The sequence below is a fragment of the Flavobacterium sp. UW10123 genome, from assembly GCF_040538975.1.
In the GTDB taxonomy this organism is placed as follows: Bacteria; Bacteroidota; Bacteroidia; order Flavobacteriales; family Flavobacteriaceae; genus Flavobacterium.
The window spans coordinates 33,071-52,862 of record NZ_JBEWQE010000016.1 but is presented as its reverse complement, the minus strand read 5'-3'; the positions used below and the strand labels follow the sequence as shown (position 1 = coordinate 52,862).

Here is a 19,792-nt window from a genome sequence, read left to right as displayed (position 1 = left end):
AATGAAGATAGAAAATAGTAAAATCTTATTTTGGTTATGTATTGTTTTTGCCTGTTGTTTTTGCAGGAAAGGATATGCACAGGATGTAGATTTGGAGAATTTTTATAAACCTAATTTTAAGGTAACGGGTAATATTAATGCCAATATGATGTATTACAACTCTAATATGGAAAATTCGCGTGAACCTTTCACGTACCTATTTTCTGGTAGTTTGAACATCAGCGCTTTCAATTTTAATGTTCCGTTATTTTACAGCTTCACCAATCAAGGAAATAATTTGGGCTACACAGCACCATTTGATTTTAATAGATTGAGCATTATGCCTAAATACAAATGGGTCAAAGCTTATATCGGAAATGTAAATATGACATTTTCGCCTTATACGTTAAGCGGTTATCCTTTTAAAGGTGTTGGATTAGAACTCACGCCTAATAGTCCGTTTAAAATTGCCTTAATGGGCGGACAGTTGCTCAAAGCCGTTTCAGAAGAAAACGCTTCAGGAGGAATTCCTGTATATCAGCGTTTCGGTTACGGCGCAAAAGTGGGTTTTGAGAAAGCACAGTATAAATTGGGCTGGATTGGTTTTTATGCCAAAGACGATGCCAACTCATTAAATATAACGACTGATAAAGGAGTTACGCCAAAAGAAAACTTTGTAAACAGTTTGATTTTTAGTACTTCGGTAGTTAAAAACTTAAATTTAAATGTCGAGTACGCTTTGTCTGTGTTGACAGATGATACGAGAAGTGAAAGAATTTCTGGCGGAGGTTTAAGAGATAAAATATTTTCTAGCAAAGAAAGTACAAGTTATATGAACGCCTTCAACGTTAATTTTGATTATAATATTCAAAAAAGTACTGTTGGACTAACCTACGAACGTATTGATCCCAATTATAGTACTCTTGGGGCATTGTATTTTAATAATGATTTAGAAAATATTGCATTGCGTTTCGCAAGGCCTTTTTATCATGATAAAATTACGGTTTCAACCAGTTTAGGATTTCAAAAAGATGATTTGGATAAAGTAAAAAAGCAAGATACAAAGCGTGTGGTTGGTTCTATTAACATGAATTATAGAGTTACAGATCAAATAAATATTATAGGTAGTTATTCTAATTTTTCTACTTATACAAACAAAAAATTAGACCAGTTTGAGCTTATAAACAATCCTAACGTTGTTCAAGCAGATACTCTGGATTACAAGCAATTATCGCAGAATGCCAATGTAAATATGTCCTATGCTTTCGGAAAGAAAAGAAATCAAAATTTAAATTTCAATTATAGCATTGCGGGTCAGGCAAATGAACAAGGCGGAATAATACGCAAAGGACAGGCTAGCACTGTTCAGAATTATAACTTAGCACATACGGTTAGTTTTCTTGCCACAAAAGTTGCTTTAAACAGTTCGCTTAATTATACAAATAACCAAGTTAGCCGAAATAATAATTCTTCAATGGGAGCTTCAGTCGGGGCTTCGAAAAAATTATTTAAAGACAAGTTAAATACCAATCTTGGTTTTTTGTATAATAATTCGCAAGGAAATATGAATTCAAGTTCTGTTTTTGGAGTTAAGTTCAATAACAGTTACGTAATGCTCGAAAGGCATAATTTCAGTTTGAACATTATTTCGATGTTTAGAAGCAGTACAAATACTCAGAAATTTAACGATTTAACAGCAACGTTAAATTACTCTTGTTCTCTTGATAAGATTAAATTGCCAGCTAAAAAAGAGCCTAAAAAAGAAAAAGAAGAGGTTTTGAATCCTATCTTAAAAATAAATCATAAAGACAAGACTTACGAAGGAACGAGGGACGAAATTATAAAACAGCTTCAAGACATGCAGTTGGCACTTCGCCCAATGCCTAAAGAAGATGTTAACGAGCTACAGCATTTGCTGACACTTACCACTTTAACTCCTGATGACGATAGCTTCAAAGAAAAAGCTTTAAACTATCTTAAAGCATATGATGCCAATAATGATATCTTAAATAAATACGATAGTTACATTCTTGAAACAGCCAAGAGTTTAAAAGAAGAAATGATCCGAAAAGATGAAGGATACGAGAATGATTATGTTATCGCGTTGGGAAGGGTAAACAAACACAAAATGCATGGTGTAAGTGAGAAAGATGCAACAGATAAGGTGAGTTATAATTCTTATTTAAAACTAGTTGAACGAAAAAACAAAAAGTTGCAACCTTTATTGGTGCATCGATGGATGTATAATGAAATTGCAATACTCTCAAATACACCAGTAGATCAGATTTCTAAAAATGAAAATCTTTCTGCTTTTAATAAAGAAGAACTGGGAGATTTCTTTAAGATGATGAAAGAGAAAAAAACTGATGCGGCAGTAATTGAAGAAATAAAAATCAAATTAATTCCATTCTATCATGATTTGGCCCTTAAAAATATAAAAGATGATGAGGTTGATTTTAAGTTTTTAAAAAATAATTAATTGTCAAAACGAAATGGGCTTTAAAGAAGCACATAAAATATAAAAGAAGTTAGTATGCTTTATTTTTCAAAAAAACAGAATAATTTGCTTATGAAAAAGAATTACAAGATATATTTTGCTGCCTTACTGATTATGTTTTCGGTTGTTTTTTCTTATGGGCAGGATATTGCACCTCCAAAAGAGTTAAGCGCCGCTTCGAGTTCTATCGAAAAAATAGAAGCCTCTGATCGCTGGGTAGACAAATTTTCAAATCAAGATTTGGTAGAACTGCCAATAGGTATTCGTAATACAGTAAACAATATTCAGTATTCTATAGGAGTTACAAAAGCTGTTTTTTCGCCAGAATACACTACTTTGACTGTTTTTTGTCGAGTTGATATTCCGCAAAAAGATAAAAACGGACAACCTATGCAGCTTTTCTTTGGTGCGGATAACGTTAAATTATCACATCAAGGAGGTATTATGGGTGAAGCTAAATTAGTACTGCTGGGTAATGTTGATATTCCATTTAATGAAAATAAGTGGCAGCTTTCTCTATATGGAGGATTTGATATGGCGACTGGAAATGTAAATGATCTGACTTATGTGAAAATTGATTGCGATGGATTTAAAGAGATGAAAATTTCTGGAGCAGTTGAGTTCTCGAGGAATTTAATTCTGCCAATAGATCCATTGACGAAGACTGTTGATGAAGCAAAAACGACAATACCTAAAACGTATTATAATGGAAAGACCGTTCAAATTCCAAACAGAGTAAGAGGGGAATTCAGTTTTACAGCGGGAAGCTGGAATGATATTCTGCTGAATGTAAGCTTACAGCCATTTGTTTTGAAAGATAAACGAAATGGAAAAGATTTTGATGGTAATTTTCAGTTTCTGGTAAATAATGCTGTTTTAGATTTGAGCGACTTGAAAAACGATCCAGTAGTTGTTTTTCCAGAATATTATGCAAAAAATGCACTTTTGGTTCCAAGTCAGGAAGCTTGGAAAGGAGTTTTTGTTCAGACATTTGATGTTGGCCTACCAAAAGAGTTTCAAACCACAGATACTGCATCAAGTAAAGAAAGGCTTCATGTAGGAGCGCAAAACCTTATTATAGATAAATTTGGTGTTTCGGGAACTTTTTATGCAGATAATGTTTTTCCGTTAGATCGAGGTATCACTAGCCAAGAAAAATCATGGGCTTATTCGTTAGACCATATTGATGTTACCATCGCGGCCAACACTTTTGTAAAAGCAAATTTAAAAGGACAGATCCTTTTACCGATCAGTAAAGCTTCGCCAGAGAAAAAAGAAACGGCTTCCAGTCCAGCAGCAAACACGCCAGCAGATCCTGCATCAAATACTTCAGGAAATGTTCCGTCTAAACCGAAACAGACCAATAGAGCTGGTTTGGAGTACAACGGATTTATTTCGATGGAAGAACAGCAATTAGTTGTTATTACAAAAGATTCTATTGCTTTTGATATATGGAAAGCAAAAGCATTACTGTTGCCAAATAGTTCTGTAGAATTAAAATTGGTCAACGGACGATTTTTACCCAAAGCAAATCTTAACGGTTCGGTTTCTTTTGGAACAAATAAAGGAGCAACAGACGATAAAGATGTAGAGGGAAAACGCACCGTAGATTTTAAAGGAATTACTTTTGAGAATCTTCAGCTGCAAACCGTTTCGCCTATTATTTCTGTTCGAAATATGGGATATAAAGGTACAGTTGGTTTTGCTAATTTTCCAGTTTCTATTGGTAATATAAATGTAGCCATTAATGGAGACGATTCTCGAATTGATTTTGATTTAGGAATTAATTTAATGGAAAGCATTGGAGCAGGTGCGACGGCAAGAATTGGGATAAAAGGTAAGATGTACGACGATGGATATAGGCAAAGAAGCCGATATGCTGGTCTTGATCTTTCTGCCATTAATATAGATTGTAAGTTTAGTGGATTAACAATAAAAGGAGGTCTTATTCTAATGGAAAAAGATCCTGTTTATGGAGATGGGTTTAATGCAGATGTTGAAGTCGACGTTGTTAAAGTAGTCAATGTAAAGGCAAAAGCAATTTTTGGGCGTACCACTTTCAGGTATTGGTATTTTGATGGAGCTGTAAAGTTTCCGCCAACACCAGGTGTTCCTTTTATGATTACTGGCTTCGGTGGCGGAGCGTATTATAAAATGCATAGAAACCAAGATATAGCTATTGGTGAATTCTCTCCTTCAGGACTAAGTTATACACCAGACGAAAAAATAAGTTTAGGAATTAAGGCTTTAATTTATTTTCACGTAGGATCAGAAACAATATGCGATGGTGAAGCTGGATTCGAAATGGCATTTAACTCAAAAGGAGGAATAAATAGACTGGCTATTTTTGGTAAAGCCAATGTAATGGCCAAAATACCAGGACTTAAAAATGTTACCGATTTAATGGGAAAAGTAGCATCAAACGTTACTGCTAAGAAAAGCTTTTTAGGAATAACAGATAACGATTTAAAAGGTTCTTTTGCCAGTAAATATATTCCAGAAGCTAAAGAAGCAATCCCGGGGGACTTATCGGCGGCAGTTGGAATTAAAATGGCTGCAGCTATCGAATTTGATTTTGAAAACAATTCCATGCATGCTACAACAGATGTATATATTAATACCCCAGGAAATTTCCTTTCGGGAACAGGACCAGGAGGTAGAGCCGTTTGGGGAGTTTTCCATAAAGATCCTAAAGATTGGTATATGTATATGGGGACACCAGATGACCGATGTGGGGTAAAAATAGGAGTAGCAGGAATGTTCTTAAAAACCACAAGTTATTTTATGGCAGGAACAGTACTTCCTGGAAGTCCGCCGCCACCGCCACAAGTAGCTAGCATTTTAGGGGTCGATTATAAAGAACTAGACTATATGCGTGACGAAAATGCATTAGCAAATGGAGGAGGTTTGGCATTTGGAGCCAGTTTAGATTTTGATACTGGAGATTTAAGCTTCTTACTTTTTTATGCACGTTTTCAAGCTGGAATGGGATTCGATATTATGCTTAAAGATTATCAAGAAGCCAGATGTTCTAATACAGGGGATCGTGTAGGTATAAATGGCTGGTATGCCAATGGGCAATCGTATGCTTATTTGCAGGGTGAACTTGGAATCAGAATTAAATTATCGTTCTTAAAATTGAAAGTTCCAATAATTTCGGGTGGTGCCGCAGTTTTATTACAGGCAAAATTACCAAACCCAGTTTGGATGCGAGGATATATGGCAGGAAACATGAACATACTAGGAGGATTGATAAAAGGGAAATTCCGCTTTAAATTTGAACTGGGAGAAGAATGTCAATTTGAAAATGGATTACCTTTAGGAGGTATTAAATTGATAACAGACGTGACTCCAAAACAAAGTTCAACAGATGTAGATGTTTTTGCGATACCGCAGGCTGCATTTTCTATGAAAGTTAATGAAGCTTTTGTAATACCTGAAGATGCTGGTGATGTTACTTATAAAGTAATTTTAGAAAAATTTAAAGTATTTGATGGAACAAAAGAAATTCCTGGAACTTTTGAGTGGAGTACAATGAAAGACAGGGTAAATTTTGTCTCAACAGATATCCTTCCTCCGCATAAAGAATTGAAAGTTCAAGTTGAGGTTAGTTTTCAGAAAATGATAAATGGTTCTTTTCAGCCTATAAAAGTAGACGGAAAAGTAGCCACAGAATTTGAAGAAAGATTGTTTACAACTGGTGGTGCTCCAAATCATATTCCGCTTACCAATATTAAATATTCATATCCGATTGTAGATCAGAAATATTTTCTGGAAGAAGAATATCCAAAAGGATATATCCAGCTTAAAAGAGGTCAGGATTATTTGTTTGAAGATTCAAATTGGGAGACTAGCATTAAGATGGACCAAGACGGAACTTCAAATGCTAAAGCTGTAGCATTTAATTATGATACAAGTTCAAACGAAGTATATTATAATTTGCCAAATATCGATCAGGAGAAAAAATACAATTTTTCAATCGTAAGTAATTTGAAGCAGAATTCATCGAGCAGAGGGACGACCGCAGAAAAAAACAATACAATCAGTGATGGAGGAAATGATATACAAATAAAAGAAAATCAAGCCGATGCCCTATCAAAAGCAGAGGGAAGCATTGATCGATTAACCTATTCATTTAGTACCAGTAAGTATAAGACTTTTGTCTCTAAGATGAATGCTATCAATACTCAAAGTTACAACTTCGGAGTTTTGTATTCAGACGTAATTTATTTAACCAACACGATCTCTAGTCAAGAAGCTTTTGATATAGTGGAGCTTAGTGGAGTAACCTATAGCGACAATAAGGCTTTAGTCACAGCAGAGTCTAAATTAAATGATCAGTATTATACAACAGATATTTATCCTTATTTATACAAAGATTATCCTTTGAACGGAACTTTTTCGATAAATAATAGAGATACAAATGAGTTGGGAATTATTCCTGCAAAAGCAATTCCGCTAAATGCTTATTATATGACGAGTATTGAAAATGACACTAATCAGTCATGGACAAAAGGTAATTTTCCGTTTAAGTACAATATGCCATTACTTTACAAACAGGATTGGGTTGATTTGAGTAACCAGATTGTTAATTCGTATATTAATGGAGAACAAGGTGTTGCTGCACTTGCTCAGAAATTTATAAATAGCAATTTCTTATTTATGCGTTACGGAAATTACGAAATACTAATGAAGTATAATTTGCCAGGAAATAAACAGGCAAACGAGTTTGTTTATAAGTATAAAAACAATAATAATTTTAGATAGATTCTAAAGGATTCATCTATGATTCTGATTTAGGGCTTGTATTAAGGTTACAGATAAAAATCCCGTTTGAAAATGCTCAAACGGGATTTTTTTTTGCAAGTCACTCGGTTTAGTATTTTTCATTAATTTGAGAGAACTGGTTAATCTCGTTTTATTAAAGCTGTCTCAGTGCTTCTTTACTAGTAAAGTGTATAAATAGGCTGAAAGCATACGATCTAATAAAATTATATTTGGCACTTATAGCGGTTTAAAGTAATAAAGAATAAAAAGCAAAACAAGATACTGCGTTTCTGTTTAAATGACTCTTTTTTAGTGATATAGTAATATTTTTTTTGTATTATTGTAGTATAGTACAGTATAGAACTGTGTTTTACTAACTAATTAATTAAACCATGCAAAAAATTACAAAAGAAACAGTACCACTTAAAAACATTCTCGCATTATTGCTATTTTTATTAACGATATGTGGCTGGAGTCAGACTTATGAATTTGAAAATGGTACCCGTACGGGAAATGCCGACATTCAGAATTGCGATTCCTGTTCAGGAAAAATAGTGGGCAATTTAGGAGGAACCGGAAGTGTCTCTGTAAATGTAAACGTAACAGCAGCAGGTTGGTACAATCTGCAATTGTTTTATTGCACGGGAGATCCACGTGCAATTCGATTAACTCCTGGTTCAGCAGCAGCTATTGCAATACCTTGTGAACCCAGTGGAGGATGGAGTACAGCAGCTTCCAAAAATATAAGTGTCTATCTAAACAACGGTACAACCACTCTACTTTGGGATAATACAAATTCATGGGCTCCCAATCTTGATAAGTTCATTTTGACACCTATAGCCGCAGGAACCAATCAAACTATCACTTTTGGAACAAACAATAGTATCGTTTATAACCTCACTAATAAAACCTATAGTATAAAGTTTAATGGCGCAACTGTAATTAGCAATGCATCTGCTTATGCAAACAGTGATCAGCAATATGTGAGCAGTAATTTTGCTTCAGCGGTCTATGCTTCAGAGCCATTTACAGACAATATAGGAAGCGGTACCAAACATATTTTTACTTTAAGTGGGAATTATAATCTTGAAATGCAGCAGATTTTTTACACTTACACTAATAAAAACTACATAGCTGTACAAGTGGTTTTAACAGGAAACGGATCAAACTGTTATAAAATGTCCCCTTTGACCAGTAATCAGATAACGCCTAATTTTGGAACAGGTGATACCAGAGCCGTATTTGTGCCTTATGATAATGATGCGTGGATTCGCTACAATGCTTATACTTTAAATTCGGCTGACTTTACAGCTTCAGAAGTAACCAATATTTATAACAATACCAATCGAAAAGGACTTGTAATTGGTTCTTTGGAACATACAAAATGGAAAACAGGTATTACAGTGAGTGGTGGTGGTTCTTCATCGGCATATGTTTCAGTTATTGCAGGCTGGACCAAACAAGACGTAACTAGAGATACGCGAGGACATGGTTGGGTAAATGTTGGGCAGACGAGCTGTCCTTCTCCAAAAATAATGATTAATGCTACTAACGATTGGAGAACAGGATTTGAAGAGTTTGCACAAGCCAATGCAGCCATGCAACCCAAATATATTTTTGACTGGACGGCGCCAAAACCAATTGGATGGAACAGTTGGGGGGCTATGCAGACCAATATTAACTTAACTAAAGCAAAAGCAGTTGTAGATTTTTTTCATAATGATTGTCCTGCGTTTAAAACAGAAGATAATACTTTGTTTATTGATTTGGATTCATATTGGGATAATATGAGCGATTCGGAGTTGGCACAATTTGTTACTTATGCAAAAAGTAAAGGGTATAAGGCTGGAATTTATTGGGCTCCGTTTGTAGATTGGGGTAAATACAATCGACAAGTAGAAGGAAGTTCATATACTTATAATCAGTGTTGGACAAAAGTCAATGGGAATCCTTTAGAATTGGATGGTGCATACGCTATGGATCCAACAAGCCCTGGAACTAAGGCAAGAATTCAATATTTTATAAATCGTTTTAAAACTGCTGGATTCGAAATGATAAAAATTGACTTTTTGACCCATGCAAGTATTGAAGCAGATAGCTTTGCGAATAATCAGCTTCATACAGGAATGGAAGCGTATCAAGAAGGAATGAAATTCTTAATTGATCAAATTGGAGGAACGATGCTGGTTCAGGCAGCCATATCTCCTAATTTGGCAACAGGTCCTTTTGCACACGTTAGACGTATAGCTTGCGATGCTTATACAAACATAAATGAGACAGATTATACTTTAAATAGTACAACTTACGGCTGGTGGCAAAATCAAATCTATGATTATATCGATGCAGATCATGTAGTTTTTGGCAACGCTTCAATTGGACAGAATCGTGCAAGATTATTAAGCAGCGTAGTTACTGGAACGGTAGTTACTGGTGATGATTTTTCTGTTGCTGGACAGTGGAAAACAACTGCACAGAATCTTTTGCAAAATAATGATGTGATGGATGTTGCCCGTAACGAAATGCACTTTATTCCGGTAGATGGAAATACGGGATATAATGCAGCCAATATTTTTTCTGCAACACACAATGAGGTTACCTATGTCGCTGTTTTTAATTACGGAAATACTACAACAACCACTAATATTAGTTTAAGTCGTTTAGGGCTTGGATCAGGAAACTATACAGTTAAAGAACTTTATTCGGGGGCTACAAGTACAGCTCAAAGCACATTAAATGTTCAATTACCGCAGGCAGATGCGGCTATTTATGCTATTTCTAGTGCGGGGACATTAACTGCCCCAAGTTATAATTGGGAGAGAGTTTCTACAAATTATGTTTTTCCTAATCCTGCATCAGACAGTTTTAGAATTAAATTTGATCAAACAATTAATGGTCCCGCGGCAATTTCAGTATACGATATAAGCGGAAAAGAAGTTTGGAAAACCACCATTACCACTGAAGGGACATTGAGTTCGGAAATACCTGTAAACGGACTTTTAAAAGGTGTTTATATGGTAAAAGTAAAAGCGACCGGACAGCCTGTTAAAAACTTTAGGTTTGTGAAGAATTAAAATCTGAATAAAAATATTCAAAATCCCGGTTTTCATTTTAGTTGAGAATCGGGATTTTTATTTAAGCATTTTAAAATATTAAAATGATAATTTTTGATTTGTAAATTTTTTTGAGACTCATATTTTTAGTTAGTTTTTTGAGATTATGTCATAATTATTGTCAAAATGACTATTTTGAAGAAAAAAAATGAAGTATCATTGGTTTAGTTTTAGGTATTGATTTTTAGGTACTTAAGTGTTTTTGAGTAAAAAAAACAACCACTATTTTTTGTAATATTCTTGCAGGGTAAATTTTAATTCGTATCATTGTAGTATAGAATAGTATAATAACCAAAAATAAGATTGATGAAACCACACTGTTTATTAATAAGAAAGCTATTTTTGTCTAGTTTAATAATGCTCTTTTTTAGTCCATTCATGCAGGCGCAAAAAAGTATAAAAATGACTTTTGGAAAAAATGGCACTATTAATTATGATGCTAAAAACAAAACAATAGCCGTAAGCCAATCAGGTAAAAGTATTTTTTCTGGAGCTAAAGCTTCGGTTGTTGTGAATGGTAAAACAATTTCTATCGCTGATTATTCAGAAGCCATTCTTTCAAAAGAAACTTTTACTGATAATTTAGGAAAAGGGACAAAATACATTTTGACTTATAAGGCTAAAAACAATCCAACTTTAATTCAAAATTTCTTTACCTATACTAATCAGTCTTTTTTTATAACTGAAATTGAAATTTTAGGGGATCAGCAGATAGCAACCAATTATATTGCGCCATTAGATTTAGGAAAAATTGCTTTTGATAAAGTAGAAAATCTACAGACGGTATTTGTTCCTTATGATAATGATGCTTGGGCGAGTTATAACTCTAAAAAATTAGATACAATTTCAAGCAATACAAGTGCTGAAGTTGGAATAATATTCAATAATACTTCTAGAAATGGTTTCATTGTCGGTTCTTTAGAACATACTGTTTGGAAAAGTGCTGTTAAAACAATCAATAAAAATAAAGAAGCACAATTTTCGGCTTGGGCAGGATTTTCAGAAAAAGAAATAACTAGAGATAGTATTGCGCATGGAATAATAAAAGGTGAAAAAGTTTTATCTCCTAAATTCTTCGTCGGATATTATTCTGATTGGAGAGAGGGAATGGAAGAATATGCTAAAACCAATCGTATTGTAGAAAAACCGTATGTTTTTGAATGGGATAAGCCAACTCCTGTTGGCTGGAATAGCTGGGGTGTTTTGATGGAAAAAATTAATTACGAGAATACTACTAAAGTTGCCGATTTTTTTGCGAACTCAATTCCGCAATTTAGAGTAGGCAACATGGCTTATATTGATCTAGATTCCTTTTGGGATAACATGGTAAAAGGTGGGTTTACAGGAGATTTTAGCAAGTTAAAAGAATTTGCAGATTATTGCAAAAGTAAAGGTTTAGAGCCTGGAGCCTATTGGGCACCTTTTACAGATTGGGGTTGGAAAGACGGTCCAAACCGAAAAGCAGAAGGTAGTGACTATACTTTTGGCGAAATGTGGACAAAAACGGGAAATACGTATTTTGATTTTGATGGTGCACGCGCAATTGATCCAACACATCCTGGTACACTAAAACGTGTTGATTATGTAATTAATAAACTAAAAGCGTGCGGCTTCAAAATGATAAAAATTGACTTTTTAGGGCATGCAGCAGCAGAATCGACTTCATTTTATGATAAAAATGTAACTACAGGAATGCAGGCTTATAAAATAGGAATGGAACATTTAGTAAAAGCACTAGATGGGCAAATGCTTATTTATGCTGCAATTTCTCCTAATATGGCTACAAGCCGTTATGCACACGTTCGTCGTATTGCATGTGATGCTTGGAAAACAATCGAGCAGACACAATACACCTTAAATAGTGTGAATTATGGTTGGTGGCAAACATATTCGTATGATTATATAGATGCAGACCATGTTGTTTTTGCAGATGTTACAGAAGGCGAAAATCGAGCAAGATTAATATCTTCGGTAATTACGGGAACATTAATTACAGGAGACGATTACAGTAAAGATGGAATCTGGAGCAAGCGCGCAAAAGAGTGGCTTCAGAATCAGGAATTGCTTAAAATTGTTACCAATGGTGTCGCTTTTCGTCCCGTTGAAGGAAATACAGGAAAATTAACAACCGAAGTTTTCGAACAAAAAATAGGAAATGATTGGTATGTGGCAGTTTTAAATTATGGTTCAGCCGCTAAAAATTTTGCTCTGCCATTAGAAAGATTAGGTGTTAAGAATGGTAATTACAAACTGCAAAATCTTTTTACAACCGAAACTGTTGAGGTAAAGAACAATAGTATCGATTTAAATCTCGGTGCTAAAGATGCAGGTTTGTTTAAAATAGTAAAACGTTAATTGATAGGTTTATGAAAAAACTTTTTTTTAAGAAAACGGCTTTAATATTTACCTTATTTATTCTTTCATCAAACGTAATAAACGCAACGGTTTCATTACCATCTTTCTTTACAGGCAATATGGTATTGCAGCAAAAAAGCACAGTTCCTTTTTGGGGAGAAAGCAATAAGAAATCGGTATCCGTTACAACTTCATGGGATAAAAAAACATATAAAAGCAATGTTGTAAACGGTAAATGGAGTGTAGTTTTAAAAACGCCTGTTTACGGCGGACCATATACGATTGCAATAAATGACGGAGAAGTAAAAACGCTTCAAAATATTTTAATTGGCGAAGTATGGTTGTGTTCTGGACAAAGCAACATGGAAATGCCTCTGGAAGGTTGGGGAAAAATAGAGAATTATAAAGAAGAAATTGCAAATGCCAATTATCCTGAGATTCGATTATTGCAGGCAGAACATATAGAAAGTACTTTACCATTAAATACACTAAAAGTACAGCACAATGGATGGAATGTCTGCGATCCTAAAAATATTGCCGATTTTAGTGCAACGGCTTATTTTTTTGCTAGAAAAATTTATAAAGAAAAAAAGATTCCAATCGGATTGATTCATTCTTCTTGGGGCGGAACATTAATAGAAGCATGGACAAGTTCTGGAGCGTTAAGTACCATTCATGATTTTGATGCCGAAATTGAAGCCATGAAATCTGAATCAAGCAGAGAAACTTTAGAGAAAAAATACAATGCTGATTTAGCAGTTTGGGAAAAACATCTTGCTAATGCTGACAAAGGATATGAGAACGAAAAAGCGGTTTGGGCAACGTCTAAAATTGATGATTCATTTTGGAAAATAATGAAAGTGCCCTCTTTTTTTGACAGCAACGGATTAGGGAATTTTGATGGTATAGTTTGGTTTCGAAAAAAAGTAAATATTTCAGATGTTAGTAAAGATTTTACTCTGAATTATTTCGCTGATGATGACGATATACTTTGGATAAACGGAAATTATGTTGGAGAAACCAAAGGTTATAATGTAGAACGCCATTATACCATTCCAGCAAAATATTTAAAGAAAGGCGAAAACCTAATAACAATAAGAGTTTTTGACGGATCAGGAAATGGAGGGATTTACGGAGATGAAAATATAGCTTTAAAATCAGAGAAAGAGACTATTTCATTGGCTGGAGATTGGAAATATGTTATTGGTGCAGACAGTAAAGATTTACCTGGAAAACCGTATTTGGCTCAAGGCCAAAACCGACCAAGCGCGATATACAATGCCATGATTGCGCCTTTGTTAGATTATAAAATAAAAGGAGTAATCTGGTATCAAGGCGAGAGTAATGCCGAAAGAGCGCATCAGTATCAAAAATTAATGCCTCTCTTGATAAATGATTGGCGAGATAAATTCAAAGATAAAAACCTTCCATTTTTCTTTGTGCAGTTGGCCAATTATAAAGAGAAGAAAAAACAGCCAGGAGATTCAGATTGGGCAGAATTGAGAGAAGCACAATTTCTGACTTTAAAAGTTCCAAACACAGGAATGGCCGTTACAACTGATATTGGAAATGGAGAAGATATTCATCCGAAAAATAAACAAGATGTGGGAGGACGCTTGGCGAATATTGCTCTGGCGAAAGTGTATAATACCAAAATTGATTATTCAGGACCTCTTTATAAATCATATAAAATTGAACATAACAGCATTATTCTGGATTTTGATTTTAATACAGGAATTAAAGCTAAAGAAGGTGTGCTGAAAGGATTTTCAATTGCGGGATCTGACCAGAAGTTTTATTGGGCAGAAACAAAAATAGTGGATGGAAAAGTAGCGGTTTATGCTCAGGAAGTTCCAAATCCTGTGGCGGTACGATACAATTGGGCAGACAATCCAGACGGGAATTTAACCAATGCATCAGGATTACCAGCTTCATCATTTAGAACAGATAATTGGAAAGGAATTACAGAAGGAAAAAAATAAAGAAATAATACATAATAAAATGAAAAAACAAAGTATCAATTTAAGGCAGTCTTTTGCGATAGCATTTTTTATTCTCACGAGTTATTGCAGTTCAGTAACAGCGCAGCAGATTATTGCTGTCAAGACAAAATCTAACGCACTAGTTTTACAAGTAACACCAGGAAAAGAAGTAAACGCCATTTATTTGGGTGAAAAATTAGCAAACGATTCAGATTATTCTAAAATACAAGCTCAGTTTCGTCAGGGAACAGATTACTCTGGTATTTATAATGCGGCTTACACAGCATCTGGATCTAAAAATTTATTAGAACCTGCAATCACAGTTACACATGCTGACGGAAATACTTCTTTGGATTTGCTATATGTAAGTCACAAAACAAATACTGTTGGCACAGGAATTTCTCAAACAGAAATCACGCTTAAAGATCCTGTGTATCCGGTTGAAGTTCATTTGTTTATTCAGGCTTATTTCGATACAGATGTTATCGAGCAATGGACCACTATTCAGCACAATGAAAAAGGAAGCATTACTTTAAATAAATATGCTTCGGCTAATTTATATTTGAAAGGATACCAAAACTTCTATCTAAATCAATATCACGGTGACTGGGCAAAAGAAATGCAACCGGAAGAATCAAAATTAACCCACGGAATCAGGGTTTTAGATACTAAATTAGGTTCTCGTACCAATTTATTTCAGCCATCTGTATTTATGGTTTCTTTAGACAAACCAGCAACTGAAGATGAGGGGAAAGTTTTGTTTGCAGGTTTAGAATGGTCGGGTAATTTTAGAACCGATTTAGAATTAGATCCATTGAATAATCTTCGTATTATTTCGGGAATCAATAATGCGGCGGCAGCTTATAAATTGGCTAAAAGCGAAGTTTTTACAACGCCTAAATTTTGGTACACTTTATCATCAAAAGGAAAAGGTACTGCAAGCCGTAATCTGCACGATTGGTCAAGAAATTATAAAATCTTAGACGGAAAAGAAAATCGTTTAACATTATTAAATAACTGGGAAGCAACCTATTTTAATTTTGATGAAGAGAAATTGAAAGTTTTAATCGCCGATAGTAAAAAACTAGGAGTTGATATGTTCTTGTTGGATGATGGTTGGTTCGGAAATACTTATCCTCGTAACAATGACGACGCTGCTTTAGGAGATTGGGATGTCAATAAAAAGAAACTGCCAAACGGAATTGGAACTTTGGTAAAAACTGCTAAAGATAATCAAGTGAAATTTGGAATCTGGATTGAACCGGAAATGGTAAGTCCTGCAAGTGATTTGTATAAAAAACATCCTGATTGGGTGATCAAACAGCCGGGAAGAGCAGAACACTATTTCCGTAATCAATTGGTTTTAGATTTAGCAAATCCGAAAGTTCAGGATTTTGTTTATGGAGTTGTAGATAATCTTTTTACTGAAAATCCAGAATTGGCTTATATTAAATGGGATTGTAATGCTGTGATTTATAACGCTTATTCTAATTATTTAAAAGACAAACAGAATAATTTTTACACCGATTACGTAAACGGATTGTACAAAGTGCTGGAGCGTATTCGCGTAAAATATCCAAAAGTGCCAATGATGCTTTGTTCTGGCGGTGGCGGAAGAGTAGATTATGCTGCTTTGAAATACTTTACTGAATTCTGGCCAAGTGACAATACAGATCCTTTAGAGCGTGTATACATGCAATGGGAATACTCGTATTTTTATCCTGCGCTTACTATCGCGGCACACGTTACAGACTGGGGGAAACAACCTCTAAAATACCGTACAGACGTAGCTATGATGGGAAGATTAGGTTTTGATATTGTAGTAAAAGATTTAAATGAGAAAGATTTGGCTTTTACCCAAAAAGCAATTAAAAACTATAACGAATTAAGCAATACCATTTGGCAAGGAGACCAATATCGTTTACAGAATCCTTGGGGTAATGATGCGGCTTCGGTTATGTTTGTAAATAAAAACGGAAATGAAGCTGTAGTTTTCAGTTATTCGGTTAATTCGAGATACGAAGCAGGAACACATCTTCCAATTAAATTAAAAGGATTACAGGCAGGACAAAACTATAAAGTCGAAGAAATCAATGTATATCCGGATAAAAAAGCAGTAGTAGAAACTGCTGTATATTCGGGCGATTTTTTAATGCAGGTTGGGATTAATCCGAATGTTACTGCATCAAACAGCAGTGTTGTTTTAAAAATTACTAAGGCCTAAACTAAATTTCAAACATTAGTATATATTTGTAATACAATATTTTCTAAATAAATACCTATTAAAACCGTTTATGAAGCAAATTATTCAGCAGATCAAAAATCTTGAATCTATAAATTCCTTATCTAAACATGAGCAATTGGTTCAGGGAATAATTAATGCCATTGATGAAAAGGTAGTCGTAAAAGGCGATTTACTTCCTTCTGTAAACACTTTTATTAGTGAATTGGGTTTTGCAAGAGAAACCATCGCAAAGGCTTACAAAGAACTCGTGCACAGAGGAATTATCGAATCGAAAAACCGATTGGGTTATTTTGTGGCGACCAATGATGTAAAGCAAGAGTTAAAAGTGGCATTGCTAATATTTGCTTTTGATATTTTTCAGGAAATGTTTTACGAGAATTTTAGAAAAGGACTTGGTAAAAATGTGCAATTGGACATTTTCTTCCATCATAATAATTTTGATACTTTCGAAAATATAATTCAAAGTATAAAAGGAAAATACGGAATGTTTGTTATCGCTCCAATTCCGAACAAAAAAACACCTGCTGTCTTAAAACAATTGCCAACAAACAGAGTATTGCTGGTAGATCGTTTTATAGAAACAGATGAAGATTATAATTATGTTGCACAAGAGTTTGGAGATTCGTCTTACAATGCTTTTGTGCAGCTTAAAGATAAAATTAAAAAATACGATGAACTTGTTTTCTTCTTTAAGCCATCGTCTGCAGAACCTAATGAGATCTTGAATTCGTTTAAGAGATTCATGAAAGATCATGACATCAAAGGTGTAATTAAAGAAGAATATACATCGGGTTCTCTGGAAAAAGGAAAAGTGTATTTTACCATTCACAATCTGGAACTTTGGGAAATGCTGAAAGACTCCAAAATCAAAGGACTTAAGATAGGTAAAGACATTGGTTTTATTTCGCACAATGATGATATCGTAAAAGAGATTATTTTTGACGGTGTAACGACATTCTCAACAGATTTCTCAGAAATGGGACGAAGAGCAGCTGATTTTGTGTTGAATAGAAAGAAAACACAGGAAATCATTCCAACAGTTCTTATTGATAGAAATTCGCTGTAATTTATGAATGTTTTATCGATTGTTAGTTTCTTACTGATTACGGGTTTAGTTGCTGTCATCTCAGCAATAAAAACGCGAAAAAAAAAGGTACAAACCACAAGCGGACTTTTTTTTGCAGATCATAACAATAACTTTTTTATAGTTGGAGGTGCTTTGCTTCTTAGTAATATAAGCGCCAATCAGTTTATAGGCGAAAACGAATCTATTTACACCAACAACATGAGCGTTATGGCATGGGGCGTGAGTTCTGTGCTGGCAATGCTTTTGGTTGCTGAGTTTTTTCTTCCAATTTACTTTCGAACCGGTGCAATGACAATTCCTGATTATTTGGGAAAACGTTACGATCAATCGACGAAAAGACTTGTATCGATTATATTTCTATGTAGTTATATTGTTAATTTACTTCCTGCTGTATTATACGGCGGTGCAGTAGCGTTGACTGGAATGTTTAATTTTTTAGGTCCGTTGCAATTAACGTATTGGCAGAATATCTGGATTATGGTCTGGCTGATAGGACTTACAGGCTGTGCGTATTCTGTTTTGGGAGGTTTAAGAGCCATATCGATTAGTGATACTGTTTTGAGCGTTGGTTTGTTGACTATTGGTGTTGCATTTCCTTATTTTGGATTTAAATTCTTAGGAAACGGAGATTGGTTCAAAGGACTTCATATTCTGCTTACAGAAAATAAAGAGCATTTAAATGCAATTGGCGGGCCTCATGATGAAATTCCGCTCAGCACGATTTTTACAGGTATGTTTATCATGAATCTGTATTATTGGGGAATGGAGCAATTTATTGTCCAGCAGGCACTTTCTGCAAAAAGTTTATCTCATAGCCAGAAAGGTATGGGGTTAGCTTGTTTAGGAAAGCTCTTATGTCCTTTTATTATCAATATTCCTGGATTGGTTGGAACTCATCTTTATAAAAATCTAGAAAATACAGCAGAAGTTTTCCCTCTTGTTATCAAGGATACCATGCCTGGAATCATGATTGGTCTTACCGCAGCTGTGGTTCTTGGAGCAGCAATAAGTACTTTTAACGCAGGACTTAATAGCAGCAGTACGTTGTTTGTTCTTAATCTTTATAAACCTTGGTTAGAAAAAAGAAATAAAGAAGTGACAGAGAAACATCTGGTTTACACAGGACGTAAATTTGAGATTATTGTTTCAGCTTTGGCTATGTTTTCAGCACCATTCATCATTTTTAGTAAAGCTGGTTTTTACACTTACTTGCAGCAATTAGGCGGTATGTTTTGTGTGCCTATTTTTACCATTATTCTGATTGGTTTTGTATTTAAAAAAGTACCGCCTCAAGCAGCAAAAACAGGTATGATTTTTTTCATTTTGAGCTACATTATTTTCAATTATGTATTGGACATTAAATTGCATTATCTGCATATGCTGGCTCTTTTGTTTATTCTGACTTCATTTTGTATGTTATTGGTTTCTAGATTTTATCCTGCTTATCAGTACACCGAAATCAAACTAGAATCGCTTGAATTATCGCCTTGGAAGAATCGCTATTGGTATTTTGCTTTATTGATTATTGGTATGATAAGTATCTTTACTTTATTCTCTAAATGGGGAATAGCTTAGTAAAGGTACAGAGGTTCTGAGGGACAAAGGTTCAAAGGTTTATTTGTAGAGACGCACTTCAGTGCGTCTTTTTTTATGTTTTAGTTAAACCTAACAGGTTTTAAAACCTGTTAGGTTTAATTAATAGAACATATATTGAAAAGTTTTTTATTAAAAAGATGCATTTTGCATGTCTTTTAAAGGATAAATTTATTT

General features: G+C 34.4%; 8 protein-coding genes. All 8 read left to right on the top strand.

Annotation, left to right across the window (positions count from 1 at the left end):
* Position 1: 1 nt before the first annotated feature.
* Positions 2-2,458, top strand: a complete 2,457-nt coding sequence (locus ABXT06_RS18250) for a hypothetical protein (protein WP_354592022.1) — start codon at positions 2-4, stop codon at positions 2,456-2,458.
* Positions 2,459-2,548: 90 nt separating this feature from the next.
* On the top strand, positions 2,549-7,243 hold the full coding sequence (locus ABXT06_RS18245; protein WP_354592021.1) for a hypothetical protein: 4,695 nt from the start codon (positions 2,549-2,551) through the stop codon (positions 7,241-7,243).
* A 392-nt stretch (positions 7,244-7,635) separates the two neighbouring features.
* On the top strand, positions 7,636-10,314 hold the full coding sequence (locus tag ABXT06_RS18240; RefSeq protein WP_354592020.1) for a T9SS type A sorting domain-containing protein: 2,679 nt from the start codon (positions 7,636-7,638) through the stop codon (positions 10,312-10,314).
* A gap of 441 nt (positions 10,315-10,755) precedes the next feature.
* Positions 10,756-12,708 (top strand): alpha-galactosidase, encoded by a 1,953-nt coding sequence (locus tag ABXT06_RS18235; protein WP_354592019.1) that lies wholly within the window; start codon positions 10,756-10,758, stop codon positions 12,706-12,708.
* A gap of 11 nt (positions 12,709-12,719) precedes the next feature.
* Positions 12,720-14,690, top strand: coding sequence for a sialate O-acetylesterase (locus ABXT06_RS18230; RefSeq protein ID WP_354592018.1), 1,971 nt, complete (start codon positions 12,720-12,722; stop codon positions 14,688-14,690).
* A 19-nt stretch (positions 14,691-14,709) separates the two neighbouring features.
* The gene (locus tag ABXT06_RS18225) at positions 14,710-16,914 is read left to right on the top strand and encodes an alpha-galactosidase (RefSeq protein ID WP_354592017.1); all 2,205 of its coding nucleotides are present in this window, start codon (positions 14,710-14,712) and stop codon (positions 16,912-16,914) included.
* A gap of 70 nt (positions 16,915-16,984) precedes the next feature.
* Entirely contained in the window at positions 16,985-18,001 is a 1,017-nt protein-coding gene (locus ABXT06_RS18220) for a GntR family transcriptional regulator (protein ID WP_354592016.1), read from the top strand.
* 3 nt (positions 18,002-18,004) lie between these two features.
* Complete coding sequence (locus ABXT06_RS18215; protein ID WP_354592015.1) at positions 18,005-19,597, top strand: solute:sodium symporter family transporter; 1,593 nt, start codon at positions 18,005-18,007, stop codon at positions 19,595-19,597.
* Positions 19,598-19,792: the final 195 nt, after the last annotated feature.

Excerpts from the sequence above, each read along its gene's own strand:
- ABXT06_RS18235 (WP_354592019.1), top strand. The coding sequence starts at position 10,756 with ATGACTTTTGGAAAAAATGGCACTATTAATTATGATGCTAAAAACAAA.
- ABXT06_RS18240 (WP_354592020.1), top strand. The coding sequence starts at position 7,636 with ATGCAAAAAATTACAAAAGAAACAGTACCACTTAAAAACATTCTCGCA.
- ABXT06_RS18230 (WP_354592018.1), top strand. The coding sequence starts at position 12,720 with ATGAAAAAACTTTTTTTTAAGAAAACGGCTTTAATATTTACCTTATTT.
- ABXT06_RS18220 (WP_354592016.1), top strand. The coding sequence starts at position 16,985 with ATGAAGCAAATTATTCAGCAGATCAAAAATCTTGAATCTATAAATTCC.
- ABXT06_RS18245 (WP_354592021.1), top strand. The coding sequence starts at position 2,549 with ATGAAAAAGAATTACAAGATATATTTTGCTGCCTTACTGATTATGTTT.
- ABXT06_RS18215 (WP_354592015.1), top strand. The coding sequence starts at position 18,005 with ATGAATGTTTTATCGATTGTTAGTTTCTTACTGATTACGGGTTTAGTT.
- ABXT06_RS18250 (WP_354592022.1), top strand. The coding sequence starts at position 2 with ATGAAGATAGAAAATAGTAAAATCTTATTTTGGTTATGTATTGTTTTT.
- ABXT06_RS18225 (WP_354592017.1), top strand. The coding sequence starts at position 14,710 with ATGAAAAAACAAAGTATCAATTTAAGGCAGTCTTTTGCGATAGCATTT.